The following is a 16,565-nucleotide window of genomic DNA, read 5'->3' on the forward strand; positions in this document are numbered from 1 at the left end:
GCGCGATAATCAAATACTTGCCGCTGGCAGGCAACGGGAGATTGTTGTCTGCCAGCAAAAGAGATGCGCGGCCTCGGCCGGCTCACCCCATGCGTTCGGAGGCGTAGCTTCCGGGGCTGGCCGGGAAGACGACGGTGCGGTTGCCGTTGATGAAGGTGCGGTGATGGATATGAGCGTGGATGGCGCGCGCCAGCACCTGGCTTTCGACGTCGCGGCCGATCGAGACATAGTCGTCGGGCGACTGCGCATGGGTGATGCGGGCGGTGTCCTGCTCGATGATCGGGCCTTCGTCGAGGTCGGCGGTGACGTAATGGGCGGTGGCGCCGATCAGCTTGACGCCGCGCTGATAGGCCTGCTTGTAAGGGTTGGCGCCCTTGAAGCTCGGCAGGAAGGAGTGGTGGATGTTGATGATCTTGCCCGACATCTGCTTGCAGAGCTGGTCGGAGAGAACCTGCATGTAGCGGGCGAGCACGATCAGTTCGGTGCCGGTCTGCTCGACGAGATCGACGAGCTGGGCTTCCGCCTGCGGTTTGTTCTCCTTCGTCACCTTGATGTGGTGGAAGGGGATGTCGTGATTGACCACGACCTTCTGGTAGTCGAAATGGTTGGAGACGACGCCGACGATATCGATCGGCAGGGCGCCGATCTTCCAGCGGTAGAGCAGGTCGTTGAGGCAATGGCCGAAGCGCGACACCATCAAGAGCACCTTCATGCGGCTCTCGCTGTCGTGGAATTCGTACTCCATCTCGAAGGGCGCGGCGACGGCAGCAAAATCGGCGCTGATCGCGGAACCGGAAAGTCCTTCCTCGGAAATGAAGCTGACGCGCATGAAGAACCTGCCGGTATCGAGGTCATCGAACTGCGAGCTGTCGATGATGTTGCAGCCCTTCTCGGCCAGATAGCTCGAAATCGCCGCAACGATGCCGCGCGTCGATTTGCAGGATACCGTCAATACATAGCTTTTCATGTCTCTCCCTCTTCCCTCTTGGAGGCCGCAGCCCGTGCTTAGATCAAAGCCCGTGCCGCGAATAGGCCGGCGCACTTTCATTTATGCGACAAATTGCAAGATAAACCATCACGTTCCTGCAAGTTCTCTCATCGCCGGATCAGCTTAAAAGAAGTTGCTCAAAACGCTGTGCCGCCAGCGCCGCACGGATGTGTATTCTCGCCTTCAGTGAATGAAATTAAAGCATGTCGCTGAAAGCTGATGAGCAATTTGCGACATCGGGAGGCGGGAAACCAAGCATGTGAAGGACGGAAAGTGGATCCGAAGGGTTAGGCCGGCGGACGGCTTGCCACGGCGACCTTCCGGCGCGGCGTGGTGATTTCATGAATGATTGCGCCGCCGATTGACGACAGCACCAGCGACAGGATCACGAAGAGCACCGGCTGCTGCAGGATGCCGAGCGGCAGGCGGTCCGAAGCCACCCTCAGGAAAGCGAGCGTGAAAGCGTGGGTGATATAGATGCTGTAGGAGCAGTCGCCGAGATAGTTCAGCCATCCCAGAACGGGCAGCCGGGAAAAGTCGATGGAAACTGCTCCGTAGATGATGAAGATCGCCGGAATTCCCCAGGCGTAGAACCGGCTCTCCGGCGGCATCAGCGCTTCGTTGATGAAGAGGAACACAAAACCCGTGGCCAGTGCCGCCCATGCCCAGCGGTTCGGAAGAAGCACCTTCTGCCCGTACAGCCAGCCGAGCAAGACGCCGGCGAGGAACTCCAGCATGATCGGTTCGCCGTAGAACCGGGTGGCCGTCGTTTCCGGCAGCACCCGGCAGGCAATCAGGATCACCGCAAAGACGGCAAACATCGCTGGAATCCGGCGGGTTTCCGAGAGCGGCAGCAGCAGCGCAAAGATGAAATAGAAGAACATCTCGTAATTCAATGTCCAGCCCGGCACAACGACGGGGGTGATCGTGCTTGGATCGGCGGCATTGGCCCATGGCAGAAAGAGCAGCGAGGCGATGAGATGCGGAAGGTCGAACACCGTCGATTTCAACAATGACGGGGCCGCCAGCGCCACGACAGCCGAAAACAATGTTGCCAGCCAATAAAGCGGCACGATCCTCCTGATGCGGCGACGGGCGAAATCGATGGGGCTGATCGCGCGCCCGCTCGTCGTCAGCCACATCACGAAACCGCTGAGGACGAAGAAGATGTCGACGCCGGTTTCGCCATAAAGAAAAGCCGTGGCATCGACGGCGGGATTGACCTTGGCAAGCTGCAATATCGCATGGAAATAAACAACCATCAGCGCCGCAACCGCGCGCAGATATTGAAGCTGGACAAGCATCTGATGTCTTGCTCCTCGGGCTCGCGCGGTCGCCATTTACCGTGCCGCTGCGGTCAACTCAGTACATCTACCGCACGACCCTGTCGGATGCGCGGGCTGTCGTGGAAGCGCATATATCCGACGACGAACCACAAGAGGCCGGCAATCTTCATCGAGAAAACGGCGGTCCCTCCGATCATCATATTCAGAAAAATGAAAAGAGAAAGTGAATGGGCGCAGCGCCGCTGCGCCGCCGTACGCCCGGCGGGGAAGAGGCAGACGAACAGCCAAAGAGCGACGACGCCGAAGATCGTCGCCGCGTAGATCAGATAGACATAGCCGCTGTCGGCGAACTCGGCGACCCTGTCGACCGAAAGCCCGAGCACGGCGAGAGGATCGAGCTCCATGATCTTCTTCATCGTCAGATTGATGCGGCCGGTGAAATTGTCACCCGTCGCATTGGGTTTGAGGGTATAGACGACGAAACCTGCGACGACGATCAGCGGCATCAGCGCCAGATTGAAATTCCGCGGGATCTTCGGAAAGACGAAATAGCCGACGATACAGGCAAAACAGAAGATCAGCATGGTGCGTGTATCGTTCGTCACCAGGATCAGCACCGCCGTGCTGATGAAGAGCAGCCGGTCCCAGCGCCCCAATCTTTCCCACATGGAAATCAGGTAGATCGCGATCACGCCGCAAAAATTGGCAAGCGACACCTGTTCGAGGAAAATCGACGACGAGCGATGGTCGATGATGCCGAAGGAAAAGCGCTCGGGAAAGCCGAGCGCATTCTGGAAAAGGCCCGTCTTGTTGTAGCTCAGCGGCAGCAGCCCGCGCGTATTGGCGAAATAATCGGACGGATGCACGATGCTGACATAGAAAGGCACGCTGATGATCTCGAAGATCAGGAAGATCAGCACGACGAGGCTTGCCCAGCGGAAGGCCAGCTTCATCGTTCTCTCGTTGCTCCAGCCGCCGAGGCCGGTAAAGCAGAAGATGATCAGCACGTTGCGGAAATGATCGACGAACGGCATGCGGTTGAGCACGCTGACATAGACGGTCACGACAAGCGTGAACAGCAGGAACAGGAAGGCCGGCAGATCCGTCTCGTAGATCCCCTTATGGAGGATGTAGATGATGGCGCCTGCCAGAATCAGGCCTTCGCTGGCGGCGACATGTGTCATCGACAGCGGCATGATGTTGTGGTTGATGAAGGCAAGAATGCCGTTATAGAGCATCGAAAGCAGGCCGAGCCAGAGCACCGGATGGTCGATGCGCGACGTTCCCCCGGCCGCATCGAGGCGGCTGCCCGCTGCCGTGAAAGTCGCTGCCTTCAGATCGACGGCCGCCAAGGTCAGTTCCCCGCAGGCTTGACGGCGGTGCAGGCGCCGGTATCCGCTTTCACCGACGCGGCGAGAAGCCGCATCTGCGGTCGCTCGGGGCCCTTGCCCGGCTGAACGTTGAAAGGTTCGTCCGCCGGCCACCATTCGCCCGCCGCCCAATAGGACCAGCCGAGCCAGACATCGCTGTTGTCGGACATGGTGGCGTAGATCTTGGTCAGGCCGCTCATGCAGTCCTTATCGGCGGAGCCGCCGAATTCGCCAAGAAAACCGCGTTTATGGTTTCGCTTCAGCCAGGCGGTGACGCCGGCGATGGCCTCGACCGCGGCGGTGGCGCCTTCGCAGCTGGCATGAGTTCCCGACGAATCGACGTCGAGATATTGGTGGACCTCGTAAGCGTAGAAATCGAGCGGATCGCGCACGCCGAGCATCACCGTGCCGTTGGCACCGCCGATCACATCCTCCTCCCAGCTGTGAGCGCCGCTCCAGGCGGTACCCGGCACGAGGATGAGGTTGCGAGCGCCGACGGCGCGGATGGCGCGGATCGCCGCGTTGGCGGCATCGAGCCAGTCCGTCGCCTTGACGTCGTGCGGCTCGTTCATCAGGCCGAAGAGAACGCCGTCCTCATTAGCGAATTCGACCGCGAGCCTTGCCCAGAAGTCGGCGAATGCGGCGTCCGTCGCCGGCGCGGTGCCGACCTGCGCCTTATCGTAATAGCCGAAATTATGCGGGTCGAGCAGAACGGCCATGCCCTGCTTTCGGATCAGGCCGACCGTTTCCTTGATCCGCTTGAATTCGTCCTCGTCCAGCCGCCCGCCGAGCGCCGGCTGCAGCCGCTCCCAGCGGAAGGGCAGCCGAATGATCGTCATGCCCTTTTCGGCGAAATAGCGGATCGTCTGCTCGCTCGGATAGATGTAGTTCGTGCCGTAGATGGCGCCGCGCTCGCTATATTCGCCGCCGGAAAGATTGACGCCGCGATAACACGGCGCGCCGGCCGCAAAGACCGGCGACGCCATGAGGGCGGCCGCAAGCAGCAGCGCCACCGGATGTCGTATCGTCCTCATGGCTATCCTCGCAATCACGGCAAAATCGCAACATCGACTTCGCTGCACCTATCTTAACGGTCCGTTAGCTAAGAATTTCTAAAGTCTCCGCACCTTGGCTTCAGTCTTTCACGCTGGGCGGGATACGAGTGCGCGTATGAGTCAGTATGACAGGAACAGGGTAAGCCGGCTGCCCGGCTGGCGGAGTTACGAGCCGTCTCCGACTGCACCGGAAGGCGTGCGCTCGCGCAGTCCCGTTGTTCGTCCGGATGATTTCGCCCGTCCCGAGCCCCAACCCGCCCCACCGCCTTTCGTGCCGCCGTCGGCACGGGTTGCAGAAATCCGTCGATCCGAGCCGCCGCCGGCCGCTGCCGTCGAGCCGCCCGCGGCCCCAGAACCGCCTGCGGCCCCAGAACCGCCTGCGGCCAATGTGCCGCAGCAGAGCACATCCGCGCCCGCCGCCCCGCTTCTCGACCTCCGCTCCAGCATCGCGGCGATCTGGAGCCGCCGACTGGTGGTGTTTGTGCTGGCCCTTTTTGGAGCCGTCGGGGGCGGCGTGGTGGCGCCGCTGATCGGCCAGAAATTCACTGCCGTCAGCAGCCTTTATTTCGATCCGCGTCAGATCGGCCTTGCCGAGGCGGGCGCGCAATCTTCAGGCCCATCGCCGGAAATGATCTCGGCCCTGATCGACAGCCAGGTGCAGATTCTGACCTCGGGCAATGTGCTGGGCCGCGTCGTCCAAGCGATGAAGCTCGACCAGGATCCGGAATTTAACGGCGGCAGGACGGATGGCGCGGCCGTGATCGGCGCCCTGCAGAAAGCGCTTGTCATCACCCGCCAGACCGGCACCTATGTCGTTTCGCTCGCCGCGACGACCAACGATCCCGAAAAATCGGCAAGGCTTGCCAACCAAGTCGTCACCTCCTTTACCGAGGAGGAAAACAGCGCTTCGAACGGCCTCTACGAAAACACCTCTTCGACGCTTGACGGACGCCTTGCCGACCTGCGTCAGAAGGTGCTGGAGGCCGAGCAGGCGGTCGAAACCTTTCGGGCCGACAACGACATGGCCGCGACTGAAGGCAACCTGATCTCCGACCAGCGCCTCGTCTCGCTGAACACGCTCTTGGTGACGGCGCAGGAAAAGACCATCCAGGCGAAGGCCCGCGCCGATGCCGTCGCCAATCTGCGCGTCGAGGACATCGTTGCCGGCAATCAGGCGGAGGGCGGCGTCACCTCGCCGCTCGTCAGCTTGCGTCAGCAATATGCCGCCCAGGCCGCCGCCGTCGGCAGCCTCGAAAGCCAGATGGGCACGCGTCATCCGCGCCTGCAGGCGGCGCGCTCCTCGCTGCAGAGCATAGCAGGCGAAATCAGGGGCGAATTGCAGCGCCTCGCCACCTCGGCAAAGGGCGAATACGAGCAGGCCAAGGCTGCCGAGGACAGCGTCGCCAAGGAACTCGCCGTTCAGAAGGCGCTGCAGGCGACGACCTCGGACAAGCAGGTGGAGCTGAACGAATTGCAGCGCAAGGCGACGGCGGCGCGCGATATCTACGAAACGGTGCTCAAGCGCTCGAGCCAGACGAGCGAGGAGCAGAACCTCAGCCAGAGCAACATCCGCGTCATCTCTCCGGCCGAACCGCCGGTCAAGGCCGATGGTCCGGGGAAGAAGATCTTGATGGTCGCCGGCATCATCGGCGGCTTCCTCGCCGGGTTCTTCCTGGGTGCCGCCTTTGCCATCCTCGCCGGTCTCTTCGGCCACTCCGTCATCAGAGGCTATTTCAGGAAATCCCCCGCCGCGGCGGCTTGATGCGGGCCATCGGTTTTCCTACATGCAGGAGAAGCGGTTTGTCGCCGCAGGAGAATTCCCATGCGGCTGTTGATGATGCTTCTGATATCGCTCGGCGCCCTGTCCAGCCTCGCCCCGGCGTCAGCCTTCGCTGTCGACTGGACGAAATCCGTGGATTCGACTGTTCAACCCCTCTATCCCTACAAGGGCCTTCCCGGCGTCAAGGCGCAGCCAGACAAGAAGGAAGAGGAATCCTATAATTGCCGCACCGAGACCGTCCAGATCCGCCGTCGCTATGACGAAATCTTCCGCTCTGGCGGCATGCCGACGCTGATGTATGTCTGCGACCGCGACGGCTTCGTGACCATGGGCGAAAAGGTTCCGCTCCGCGGCCACTATCAGCCGGTGCGGTAAGGCCTTTTCAGGCCTGCTGCCGCAATGTCATGCTGTTGTGATACATTCGAGTCGAGGCGAGACTGACCAGCGTTGCCGCCACTCGCTCGATATCGGCCTCGCTCATGTCATGATAGCTCGGCAGGTTGATCGCCCGTCCTGGAATGCTCCAGGCGTTGAGGTTTTCCGGTCGGTCCTCGAACATCGCGAGGCTGGAGAGCGGATAGAAGAAGACGCGTGCGTCGGTATTCGCCGCATCAAAAGCCTGCTGCAGCATCTCGCGGGTGATGCCGGTCGAGGGATGGAAGACTGCTGTTGGCATCCAAGCGCCGTTGATCGTGCCGGTATATTCCGGATTCATTGTGATGCCGGGCAGGGTCGAAAGCCGGATCATATAGGAAGCCAGAATTTCGCGCTTGCGATTGACGAGTTCATCGATACGCTCGAGCTGGGCGCAGCCGATGGCCGCCTGAATATTCGACATCTTGTATTTGAAGCCGATCGCATCCGGCCAGAATTGCTTCGTCTGGCCGCGGGCGCGTCCATGATTGCTGAGCGTCAGCACGCGCTCGTAAAGGGCGGCGTCATCGGTGACGAACATGCCGCCTTCGCCCGTCGTCAGCGTCTTGGTGCCGTGGAAGGAGAAGGTACCGAAGGCGCCCATCGAGCCGGCACGGCGGCCGTGCCAGACGGAGCCGATCGCTTCGGCGGCGTCTTCGATGACGGGAATGCCGGTGCGTTTGCTGATCTGCAGCAGCGCATCCATGTCGCAAAGGTTGCCGTAGAGATGTGTCGCGATGATCGCCTTGGTCTTCGGCGTAATATGGCGCTCGACCTGCTCAGGATCGATGCACCAGGTGTCGGCAAGCACATCGACGAAGACAGGTGTGGCACCGAGATGAACGATCGGCGAGACGGTCGCGACCCAGTTCGTATCGGCAAGGATCACTTCGTCGCCGGCGCCGACGCCGAGCGCTGCAAGCCCCATATGCATGGCGCCGGTGCAGCTCGACGTGGCGATTGCAAAGCCGCTGCCGAGATAGGTTTTGAAGTCGTGCTCGAAGCGGTTGAGATAATCGTAGCAGCGCGCGCCCCAGCCGGTGGCGGCGGCATCCGCCGCGTAGTCCGTTTCGAGCTGGGTGATGGATGGCTTGGTGTAGAAGATCCTGTTGCTCATGCCGCTGCTTCTTCTGAGTGAAATGGAGATCGGATAAACTTGGCGCCTGAAACTCGCCCCGGGGCTCACGTGACTTGAGGCTTACATGATCACATGCCGGGCGAGGTCGTGTTCGTGCAGGACGATGCCAGGCAGGTAGCCGAGCGAGACAAAATAGTCTCGGTCGCTGCCGTCGGCGACGAAGACCGCCGTCGTCTCGATCGGATCGGCACCGATTTCCGTCGTCACTTTCACGCGCGGCTTGAGGCCGAGTTCGCGCATCAGTGCCTCTAGAGCGGGCGTTTCCGTGAAACCGGCGAGCAGCAGTGCGTTGACGCCGATCGCGCCGTTCACTTCACCGACGAGTGTCTGGATCACGACCATCAGCGGCAGGCGGTCGCGGAAGGGCCGGATCTCGGGGTGATCGATAATGCCGCCCCAGACGATCCGGACGTAGAGTTCATATGCTTTGAGGAAGTTCTTGCGCATCGCCCAGAAGCGGAAGGCGACAGCCATGCGGTTGAGCGTGAAGATCTTGCACTTTTCTTCATATTGAAGCCGGGTCTCCGCCGTGAGGTGGATCGCGCCACGCTTGGCTCCGGTAAAGAGGAAATATTCGAGGCCCGCGCGGTAGCGGTCCCAGCTCGTCATCACCTCGTCGGTGCCCGCTTGCGGCCGGTCGCGTTCGATCACCGTGTTGGAGACCGAGCGGTAGAATGGCCGCTTGAGGAAGCTGACGGCGCCCTGGTCGAGGAAATGGGCGAGGAACGAGAACGGGTAGAAACAGAATTCCCGGGGAACCCAGGCCGAGCGAAGTGCGGAGGCGCGGTAGACCGCGATCTCGGGAAAGATGTGGCGTTCGTAGATGAACTGGAAGACTTCGGTGAAACTGCCCCGCTGAAACTTCACGTCGGATTCAAGATTGAAGAACTGCCCGAGATCGGTCTTGTTGACCTCGTCATAAAGGAACCATGGCGCCTGAACGGCGGTCACGTCCGGGTTCCGGTCGAGATATTCGACGGTTTCGGCCACGGCGTCGGGGATCAGTATGTCGTCGTCGGCGAGATAGATGAGATATTCGCCCTTGCCGAGGCGGAAGGCGCTGGCAAAGTTCGGTCCGCCGCCGGCATTCTCGTCACGGCGGAAGTAGCGGATCGGCAGGCCGCGGGCGATGAATTCCTCGACCACCTGCTGTGTGCCGTCGGTGGAGGCGTTGTCGCAGATGACGATCTCGAAGGGGAAATCGAACTTGTAGTCGTTTTCGCAATAGGTCAGGCAATGGCGAAGGAAAGGTTCGCGATTATAGGTCGGAATGCAGATGCTGAGTTTGATGCCGCTCAAGTGAGTGTCCCCCTGACATAGCTTTCGAGCGCGGCGTCGCGCTCACTGATGATGACTGGCGCGAATGGCCAGGCGATGCCGAATTCAGGGTCGTCGTACCGCACACCCCTCGCGAGTTCGGCAACGTAGACTTCGGACATCTGGTAAAAGAGTTCGCAATTGTCCTCGAGAGTGAGGAACCCGTGGGCGCAGCCCGCCGGAATGTAGAAGGCGTTGCGCTTTTCGCCGTCGAGTTCGACCGCGGCCCATTTGAGGTAGGTCTCGGATGCCGGACGAAGGTCGAGCGCCACGTCGAAGACCCGACCGCGTATTGCCCTGACGAGCTTTGACTCCGGTTTCGGATCGGCCTGGTAGTGCATACCGCGCAGCGTTCCGCGCTTGTGATTCTGCGAGACGTTGCACTGCGGATAGACCGAGGCGAGCCGGTGGGCGGCAAAGCTTTCCGCACAGAAGGTTCGCGCAAACACCCCGCGGTTGTCGGCGCGTTCCTCGACGTCGACGACGAAGGCTCCTGCAACCGCGGTTGGCGAAAACCTCATCCGAGCACCGTCAATTCAGGCACGGCGACGGCAAAACGTCCGCCCCAGGCGGCGACCTTTCTGTTGCCGGAAACCACCTCATTCTTGATGTTCCAGGGCAGGATCAGCACGTAGTCGGGCCGGGTTTCTTCCATCTTCTCCGGCGCATAGATCGGCAGCTTGCTGCCCGGCAGGTAGTGGCCCTGCTTGTGCGGATTGCGATCGACGACATAGTCGATGAGGTCGGTGCCGACGCCACAGAAGTTCAAAAGCGTATTGCCCTTGGCGGCCGCGCCATAGGCGGCCACACTCTTGCCGTTCCGCTTGGCTTCGTTGAGGAAGGCGAGCAGGCCTTGCTTGATTGGCGCGACACGGCTCTGGAAGGCTTCGTAGGTTTCGGTCCTGTTGAAGCCGGCGGCCTTTTCGTCGGCCCGTACCTTGGTAAGGGCAGGACCGGTGGCGTGGGCGGTCGAGGTCGTGCGGCAGGCGAGGATGCGCAGGCTGCCGCCATGAGTCGGCAGTTCCTCGACGTCGAAGACCTTCAGGCCGTGGGCGGCAAAGACCTTTTCGACGGCGAGCAGAGAAAGATAATAGAAATGCTCGTGGTACACGGTGTCGAACTGGATGCTCTCCATCAGCCGCAGCAGATGCGGAAATTCGACGCTGACGACGCCGTCGGGCTTCAGCACGGCCGAAAGCCCGCCGACGAAGTCGTTGATGTCAGGCACATGGGCAAGCACATTATTGCCGATGACGATATCAGCGGCATGCCCGCGCGAAACGAGATCGGCGGCCGTCGCCTTGCCGAAGAAGCGCGCCTCCGTCGGCACGCCGATGGCGCGGGCGACTTCGGCTACGTTTTCGGCCGGTTCGATGCCGAGCACCGGCACGGCGGCCTCGACAAAATGCTTCAGGAGATAACCGTCATTGCTCGCCACCTCGATGACCTGCGAGGTCGGACCGAGGCCGAAGCGCTCCCGCACCATGATGGTGAACCGGCGCGCATGCTCCACCCAGCTGTCGCTGTAAGAGGAAAAATAGGCGTAGTGGCTGAAGATATCTTCCGGCGGAACAAAGGCATCGGCCTGCACCAGCCAGCATTCGGAGCAGACGAAGGCGCGCAGCGGATAGGACGGTTCCGGCTGGTTGAGCTGCTCTTCCGTCAGGTAGGCATTGGCGAGCGGCGTCGAGCCGAGATCGACGAAACGATGCTTCAACGGAGCGTCGCAAAACCGGCAATTATGCGCTGTCATGATACTGCTTCCTCATATGCCGCGATCTGGCCGAGCGAGAAGGCGCGCATGTCTTCGCCTTCGCGGTTGGCCTTGTACCAGGCGGCAGTCCAGTCGATGGTCTGTTGCAGGCTGAGGCGTGGGCGCCAGCCGATGGTGTCGAACGCAAGGGCCGAACTCAGCGTCAGCGCCGGCGCTTCAGGCAGATGTTCGCCCGGCGCAAGCCGCCATACATTTTCGACGTCATGCGCGCGCCCGAGCGCTTCTGCGAGTTCGGAAACCGTGGCGAAGCTTTCCGGATTCGGGCCGAAATTCAGCGCGTCCGGCAGATTCTTGCCGCGCTCCTCCGTCAGCACCTCGGCAAAGCCGAGATAGCCGCCGAGCGGCTCCAGCACATGCTGCCAGGGGCGGATCGCCTCGGGATAACGCAGCATGATCGGCTCGCCGCCCTCGAAGGCCCGGATGAAGTCCGGGATCAACCGGTCCCTGGACCAGTCGCCGCCGCCGATGACATTGCCGGCGCGCACGGTCGCGAGTCTGAGATCGCGTCCCTTGAAGAAACTATCGCGATAGCTCTGGCAGACGAGTTCTGTGCAGGCCTTGGAGTTGCTATAGGGATCCTTGCCGCCGAGCGTATCTGTTTCGACGAAAGGTATGCCGCTGCCGTTATTGGCGTAGACCTTGTCCGAAGTGATGACCAGCACCGTCTTGACGGATGGCGTGTGCCGGATCGCGTCAAGGATATTTGCCGTTCCCATCACGTTGGTCGAGAAGGTTTCGGCCGGGTTCTCATAGGAGCGCCGCACCAGCGCCTGCGCAGCCATATGAATGACGATCTCCGGCTCGAAGCCTTTGAAGATGGCGAGAAGTGCCGCGGCATCGCGAATATCGACGATATGGTGGCGGCGATCGTCCCAGGGGGCGAGCTTCCGATAGAGCGACGGTCCGGTCTCGGGCGCCAGAGACACCGCAGTCATCGCGGCGCCGAGCCGTTCCAGCCACAGGGAGAGCCAGGATCCCTTGAAGCCAGTATGTCCGGTCAGAAAGACCCGCCGTCCTTTCCAGAAGTTGGTCAGGCCCATAGCTTCCACGGCGCCTTTCCGGTGTTCCAGAGTTCTTCCAGATGGTTGCGCTCTCGAAGCGTATCCATCGGCTGCCAGAAGCCGTCATGTTTGAAGGCGGCGAGTTGGTTGTTGGCGGCGAGCCATTCCAGCGGCCCTGCTTCCCAAATCGTGTCATCACTCGGAATGAGATCGACCACCGAGGGGTCGAGCACGAAAAATCCGCCATTGATACGCTGGCCGTCGCCTTTCGGTTTCTCCACGAAGGAGGTGATGAACTTTCCTTCGATGTTTGTGGCGCCGTAGCGGCCGGGAGGGGAGACTGCGCACATCGTCGCCTTTAAGCCATGACTGCGATGGAAGGCGACTTCAGAGGCGATGTCGATGTCGCCGACGCCGTCGCCATAGGTCATGCAGAAGGGTTCGCCGGGGTTGAGATAGTCGCGTACGCGGCCGATACGGCCACCGGTCATCGAATGCACGCCGGTATCGACGACGGTGACGCGCCAGTTCGGGCGCTTGCCGCCGTGATAATCGATGCTGTTGGAGGCGAGATCGACGGTGACGTCGCTGTGATGGAGAACAAGGTTTACGAAGTATTCCTTGATCATGTAGCCCTTGTAGCCGGCGCAGATGATGAAATCATTGAGCCCGTGATGGGCATAGATGTTCATGATGTGCCAGAGGATCGGCATGCCGCCGACTTCGACCAGAGGCTTGGGGCGGATACTGGTTTCCTCGGCAAGACGAGAGCCAAGGCCACCGGCGAGAATTACGACTTTCATCCCAAGCGAACTCCAGAGTATCTAATCAAGTCCGCCCGCCCGTCCTGCGACGCGCCGGGCTTTCAACAGGCGGAAAAGCCCGCATTTCATCCTGTTCCGGTATCCAATTTCGTTCTTGTGCGAGGCTTACCGTAGTGCCTAGGGATCGCATCAGGCGCCGCTTCGGACGACCTCGACGCGATAGCAGTATGAATTGTCGTCGCTGTTTCCGCCTTTTGGTCCCATGTCCCAGCGAGCCTCGCCATTCGTCACGGACTTGTTGAGCGGATATTTGTCCCAGAGGCCAAAGCCCATCGCCCGGTTAAGCATGATCGCTGCCGCATTTGTCGTCAGCACATATCCATAGACCGTTTTGACATTGGTCTTTTCGAACAGCCAGTCGATCAGGGCGCGGCCGGCGGCCTGGAGCAATTTCGGATGGCCGCCGCGCTCGCCGCGCATGGCGTTGTCGAGCAGCACGTCCTTCTCCGTCAGGTCCTTGAAGCCGAAATGGCCGATCAGCTGGTCGGACGAATAGATCAGGAACATCAGCTGCGTCGGGTTCTTGAAAACGACATTGGCAAGCCAGCTTCTCGTCCGCTCGATGGTCGCGGTGAAATGCGTCAGGAAGAAATTCATATTGGCGTTACGCCAGTCGGTCAGCTTACCGAGGATGACTTCGTCGTCGAGATGGCTGACAGTCAATGGAACGAGTCTTCCGATCGGAGTGCCGCTCTCGTCGACGAGATCGATGACCGCCGAAATTTTCTCCTGCACGATATCGTGGATATATTGCTGTATCGGGGTCATCGGCTGACTTTCCAGTTACTCGAAATGTTCCGGAAGGATGATCTCGTCGGCATCGATGTCGACTTTCAGCCGCTTGCCGACGACGGTACCGATTTCGGTCGGCGCAATGCCCGTCCCCGGCCGCTTCGCATCGAGATCGTCTGCTCCGATGACGCTGCCCGCCTTCAAGGCGCGTGCAGTGATGATGCTCCGCCGCATCTTCGGTATCTGGTCTCGCTCGGAAGGATCGAGGATCCGTCCCGTGCCGCCGAGCGCCGTATGCACCTTACGGCAGGCTGAGATCATCACCTTCATTTCCTCGGGCTCCGTCGCCATCTGGTTGTCCATGCCGATGCGCGAGCTGTCGAGCGTGAAGTGTTTTTCGATGACGCATGCGCCGAGCGCGATCGACGCGGCCGGGATCTCGATACCCGTGCTGTGGTCGGAATATCCGATCGGGTAGGCCGGGAATTCGCTGCGCAGGCCGAGGATATTCTGAAGGCGGATGGTCTCCGGCGGCGCCGGATAGACCGAGGTGCAGTGCAGGATGATGATCTGCCGATTGCCGGTCTCTTCGATGGCCTCGACTGCGCGGATGATTTCCTCCAGCGAACCCATGCCGGTCGAGAGCACCAGCGGAGCACCGAGACTGCCGAGATGGCGGAGATAAGGCAGATTGTTCAGCTCCATCGAGGCGATTTTGATGAAGGGAACCTCGCAGACCTTCACCAGGAACTCGGCTTCGTAACGCGAATAGGGCGTTGAGGCGAAGTCGATGCCAATCTCCCGGCAGTAGGCCGCGAGCTCTTCAAGCTTCGCATCCGCAAGTGAGAACTTGTTGACGATGCGCTTCGCGATCGCGTTCTCGCGGTAATAACCGGCGGAATAAAGAGACTCCGTGCTCCACGATTGAAATTTCACGCAATCGCAGCCGGCCTCTTTCGCCTGAGCGATCATGGTTCGCGCCGTGGCCACCTCGCCGAAATGGCTCGTATTCAGCTCGGCGATGACGTAGGGCGCGAGATAATCACCGATCAGCCGGCCGTTGCGAAGTGTGACAGTTGCCATGATGAGTTTGCCTATTGGTCGATGGGCTCGATGACCATTTCCGAAAGGAAAAGATCGCGGTCGAGGAAGGGGGCCTGATCTTCGAGTGGACGGCGTACGAAACGCCGGTCGATCGCGCTACGTGTCTGCCCCAGCTCGATATATTCCTGATCTTCGCGGCCCATGATCTCGCAGAGAACCGGTCCATCCCGGCTGAGAAGATCCTCAAGACCGCTCCGCAGCTGATCCGGGGCGTCGATCCTGATGTAATCGAGCTCGAAGCAGGCGGCGACTTTGGAGAAATCGGGCGCGCTCACGCCGTTGGCGGGATCGACACCGATCACGCGCTTCCGGAACAGCTCCTGCTGGCGTCTGCGGATGATCGAATAGACGTTGTTGTTGATGACGATGACCTTGACCGGCAGGTTGCGGTAGCGGATCGTCTCGAATTCCTGCAGGTTCATCATGATCGAACCGTCACCGATGACGGCGATGACAGGCTGCGGCTTTGCATAATAGGCGCCGATCGCCGCCGGCAGGGCAAAGCCCATCGCCCCTTGCATGGCCGGATGAACAGCGGTCATGCCGTCGGAAAACTGGATGTTGGTCGGCAGGATCACCTCGTTCAATCCGGAATCGGTGACCAGTGTCGAGGACGGCGGCATCAGCTCGGTCAGGCATTCGGCCAATTCATAGAGGTCGACGCGCTCCGCGTGCCTGAAGTCGGGCTCGGGGCCTGAGAAGATTGCCTTCCAGTGCTGACACTTGGCCATCCAGGCGGCATTCGCCGGCTCGCAGTCGGCTGCATTGATCCGTTCGAGGAAGTTGGCGAGCTCCGCATGCACGAATCGGTCGATTTGCACGGTTTCCTTGCTGTGCTCGACCTGATCGATGTCGACGACGACGATCTTTGCCGCCCGGGCGAATTTGCAGAAGTCCGGTCCCGTCGTCAGCGAGGTCAGCCGGCAGCCGAGGACGAGCAGCAGATCGGCATTCTGCACCGCGAAATTTCCGGCGCGCGAACACCCCATCGAACCGACGGAGCCGATTGACCTGGCATTGGCGCTGCCATAGGCGTCCGGAGCCGAGGCGGCGAAGGTCACCGGGACGTTCCAGCGCTCCACGAACTGCCGAAAGGCGTCCGCCGCACCGCTGGAACGCAGGCCATTGCCGATCAGCACGACGGGGCGTTTGGCCGCCGACAACGCCGCGACGACAGCATCCATATCTTGCTGCGTTGCTATGGGCAGCACCGGCGCCTGACTTGCCCGCGCGATCGTTTCGGGATCGATCTGGGCGCTCTGCAAGTCCAGCGGCACATCGATCCAGACGGGGCCTTTCCGGCCGGTATTAGCGAGCGTCAGCGCCGTGTCCATGGCTTCGACGATCTCTTCGGCCGAGGTGATCATTTTCGCATATTTGGTAATCGGTTGAACGATCGAGATGATGTCGGCTTCCTGCTGGCCGTAGGTGCGCAGCGGAATGCCGGTATAGCGGCTGGTTTCTTTCAGCGTATTCTGGCCGGAGATGAAAATGCAGGGAATGCCGTCCTGCCAGGCCGACAGCACGCCCGTGATCGTGTTGGTCGAGGCGCAGCCGGTGGAGACGAGGCACGCGCCCAGTCCGCCGGTCTGATGGGCGTAGGCGGCAGCCGCGAAAGAAGCCGACTGTTCGTGATGGACCGATATGCCCTGCAGCTCAGCATGTTTGGCCAGCGCGTCGGTCAGGAACAAGGCGCCACGTCCGGTGACCAGGAATACGTGTCCGATCCCGGCCTCAGCGAGACGCTGCATTATATAGTCGGCAACTCTCATCGATCGTCTA

Annotated in this window: 15 protein-coding genes; 2 read left to right on the forward strand and 13 right to left on the reverse strand. The window is 60.8% G+C overall.

Features of this window, described 5'->3' with window-relative positions:
• Positions 1-82: 82 nt before the first annotated feature.
• The 4 genes from purU to AMK02_RS01165 all read right to left on the reverse strand — a co-directional run bounded on the left by purU (position 83) and on the right by AMK02_RS01165 (position 4,678).
• Positions 83-967, reverse strand: a complete 885-nt coding sequence (gene purU, locus AMK02_RS01150) for a formyltetrahydrofolate deformylase (protein WP_064800306.1) — start codon at positions 965-967, stop codon at positions 83-85.
• Positions 968-1,275: 308 nt separating this feature from the next.
• Positions 1,276-2,292: an acyltransferase family protein gene (locus AMK02_RS01155; RefSeq protein WP_064800307.1), complete on the reverse strand. Its 1,017-nt coding sequence runs from the start codon at positions 2,290-2,292 to the stop codon at positions 1,276-1,278.
• A gap of 53 nt (positions 2,293-2,345) precedes the next feature.
• Entirely contained in the window at positions 2,346-3,626 is a 1,281-nt protein-coding gene (locus AMK02_RS01160) for a hypothetical protein (protein WP_064800308.1), read from the reverse strand.
• Positions 3,627-3,628: 2 nt separating this feature from the next.
• Positions 3,629-4,678 (reverse strand): glycoside hydrolase family 5 protein, encoded by a 1,050-nt coding sequence (locus tag AMK02_RS01165; protein ID WP_064800309.1) that lies wholly within the window; start codon positions 4,676-4,678, stop codon positions 3,629-3,631.
• A gap of 136 nt (positions 4,679-4,814) precedes the next feature.
• Between AMK02_RS01165 and AMK02_RS01170 the strand changes: the two genes are divergently transcribed.
• Together AMK02_RS01170 and AMK02_RS01175 are read left to right on the forward strand one after the other, a co-directional pair.
• Positions 4,815-6,461: a GumC family protein gene (locus AMK02_RS01170; RefSeq protein WP_064800310.1), complete on the forward strand. Its 1,647-nt coding sequence runs from the start codon at positions 4,815-4,817 to the stop codon at positions 6,459-6,461.
• A gap of 60 nt (positions 6,462-6,521) precedes the next feature.
• Positions 6,522-6,854, forward strand: a complete 333-nt coding sequence (locus AMK02_RS01175; RefSeq protein ID WP_064800311.1) for a hypothetical protein — start codon at positions 6,522-6,524, stop codon at positions 6,852-6,854.
• A 7-nt stretch (positions 6,855-6,861) separates the two neighbouring features.
• On the opposite strand, the gene AMK02_RS01180 is transcribed toward AMK02_RS01175, so the two are convergent.
• The 9 genes from AMK02_RS01180 to AMK02_RS01220 all read right to left on the reverse strand — a co-directional run bounded on the left by AMK02_RS01180 (position 6,862) and on the right by AMK02_RS01220 (position 16,555).
• Positions 6,862-8,010, reverse strand: coding sequence for a DegT/DnrJ/EryC1/StrS family aminotransferase (locus AMK02_RS01180; protein WP_064800312.1), 1,149 nt, complete (start codon positions 8,008-8,010; stop codon positions 6,862-6,864).
• Positions 8,011-8,091: 81 nt separating this feature from the next.
• The gene (locus AMK02_RS01185) at positions 8,092-9,330 is read right to left on the reverse strand and encodes a glycosyltransferase family 2 protein (RefSeq protein WP_064800313.1); all 1,239 of its coding nucleotides are present in this window, start codon (positions 9,328-9,330) and stop codon (positions 8,092-8,094) included.
• The gene (locus AMK02_RS01190; protein WP_064800314.1) at positions 9,327-9,869 is read right to left on the reverse strand and encodes a dTDP-4-dehydrorhamnose 3,5-epimerase family protein; all 543 of its coding nucleotides are present in this window, start codon (positions 9,867-9,869) and stop codon (positions 9,327-9,329) included. The genes AMK02_RS01185 and AMK02_RS01190 overlap by 4 nt, the downstream gene beginning before the upstream one ends.
• Positions 9,866-11,101, reverse strand: a complete 1,236-nt coding sequence (locus tag AMK02_RS01195; protein WP_064800315.1) for a class I SAM-dependent methyltransferase — start codon at positions 11,099-11,101, stop codon at positions 9,866-9,868. The genes AMK02_RS01190 and AMK02_RS01195 overlap by 4 nt, the downstream gene beginning before the upstream one ends.
• Complete coding sequence (gene rfbG, locus AMK02_RS01200) at positions 11,098-12,162, reverse strand: CDP-glucose 4,6-dehydratase (protein WP_064800316.1); 1,065 nt, start codon at positions 12,160-12,162, stop codon at positions 11,098-11,100. The genes AMK02_RS01195 and rfbG overlap by 4 nt, the downstream gene beginning before the upstream one ends.
• The gene (gene rfbF, locus AMK02_RS01205; protein WP_064800317.1) at positions 12,153-12,926 is read right to left on the reverse strand and encodes a glucose-1-phosphate cytidylyltransferase; all 774 of its coding nucleotides are present in this window, start codon (positions 12,924-12,926) and stop codon (positions 12,153-12,155) included. Before rfbF ends, rfbG begins: the two co-directional genes overlap by 10 nt.
• Positions 12,927-13,076: 150 nt before the next feature.
• A complete protein-coding gene (locus AMK02_RS01210) occupies positions 13,077-13,715 on the reverse strand; it encodes a GNAT family N-acetyltransferase (protein WP_064800318.1) in 639 nt (212 codons plus the stop codon).
• A gap of 15 nt (positions 13,716-13,730) precedes the next feature.
• A complete protein-coding gene (locus AMK02_RS01215) occupies positions 13,731-14,762 on the reverse strand; it encodes an N-acetylneuraminate synthase family protein (protein WP_064800319.1) in 1,032 nt (343 codons plus the stop codon).
• A gap of 11 nt (positions 14,763-14,773) precedes the next feature.
• Positions 14,774-16,555, reverse strand: a complete 1,782-nt coding sequence (locus tag AMK02_RS01220; protein ID WP_064800320.1) for a thiamine pyrophosphate-binding protein — start codon at positions 16,553-16,555, stop codon at positions 14,774-14,776.
• Positions 16,556-16,565: the final 10 nt, after the last annotated feature.

It is taken from the genome of Rhizobium sp. N731, assembly GCF_001664145.1.
Taxonomy (GTDB): domain Bacteria; phylum Pseudomonadota; class Alphaproteobacteria; order Rhizobiales; family Rhizobiaceae; genus Rhizobium; species Rhizobium esperanzae.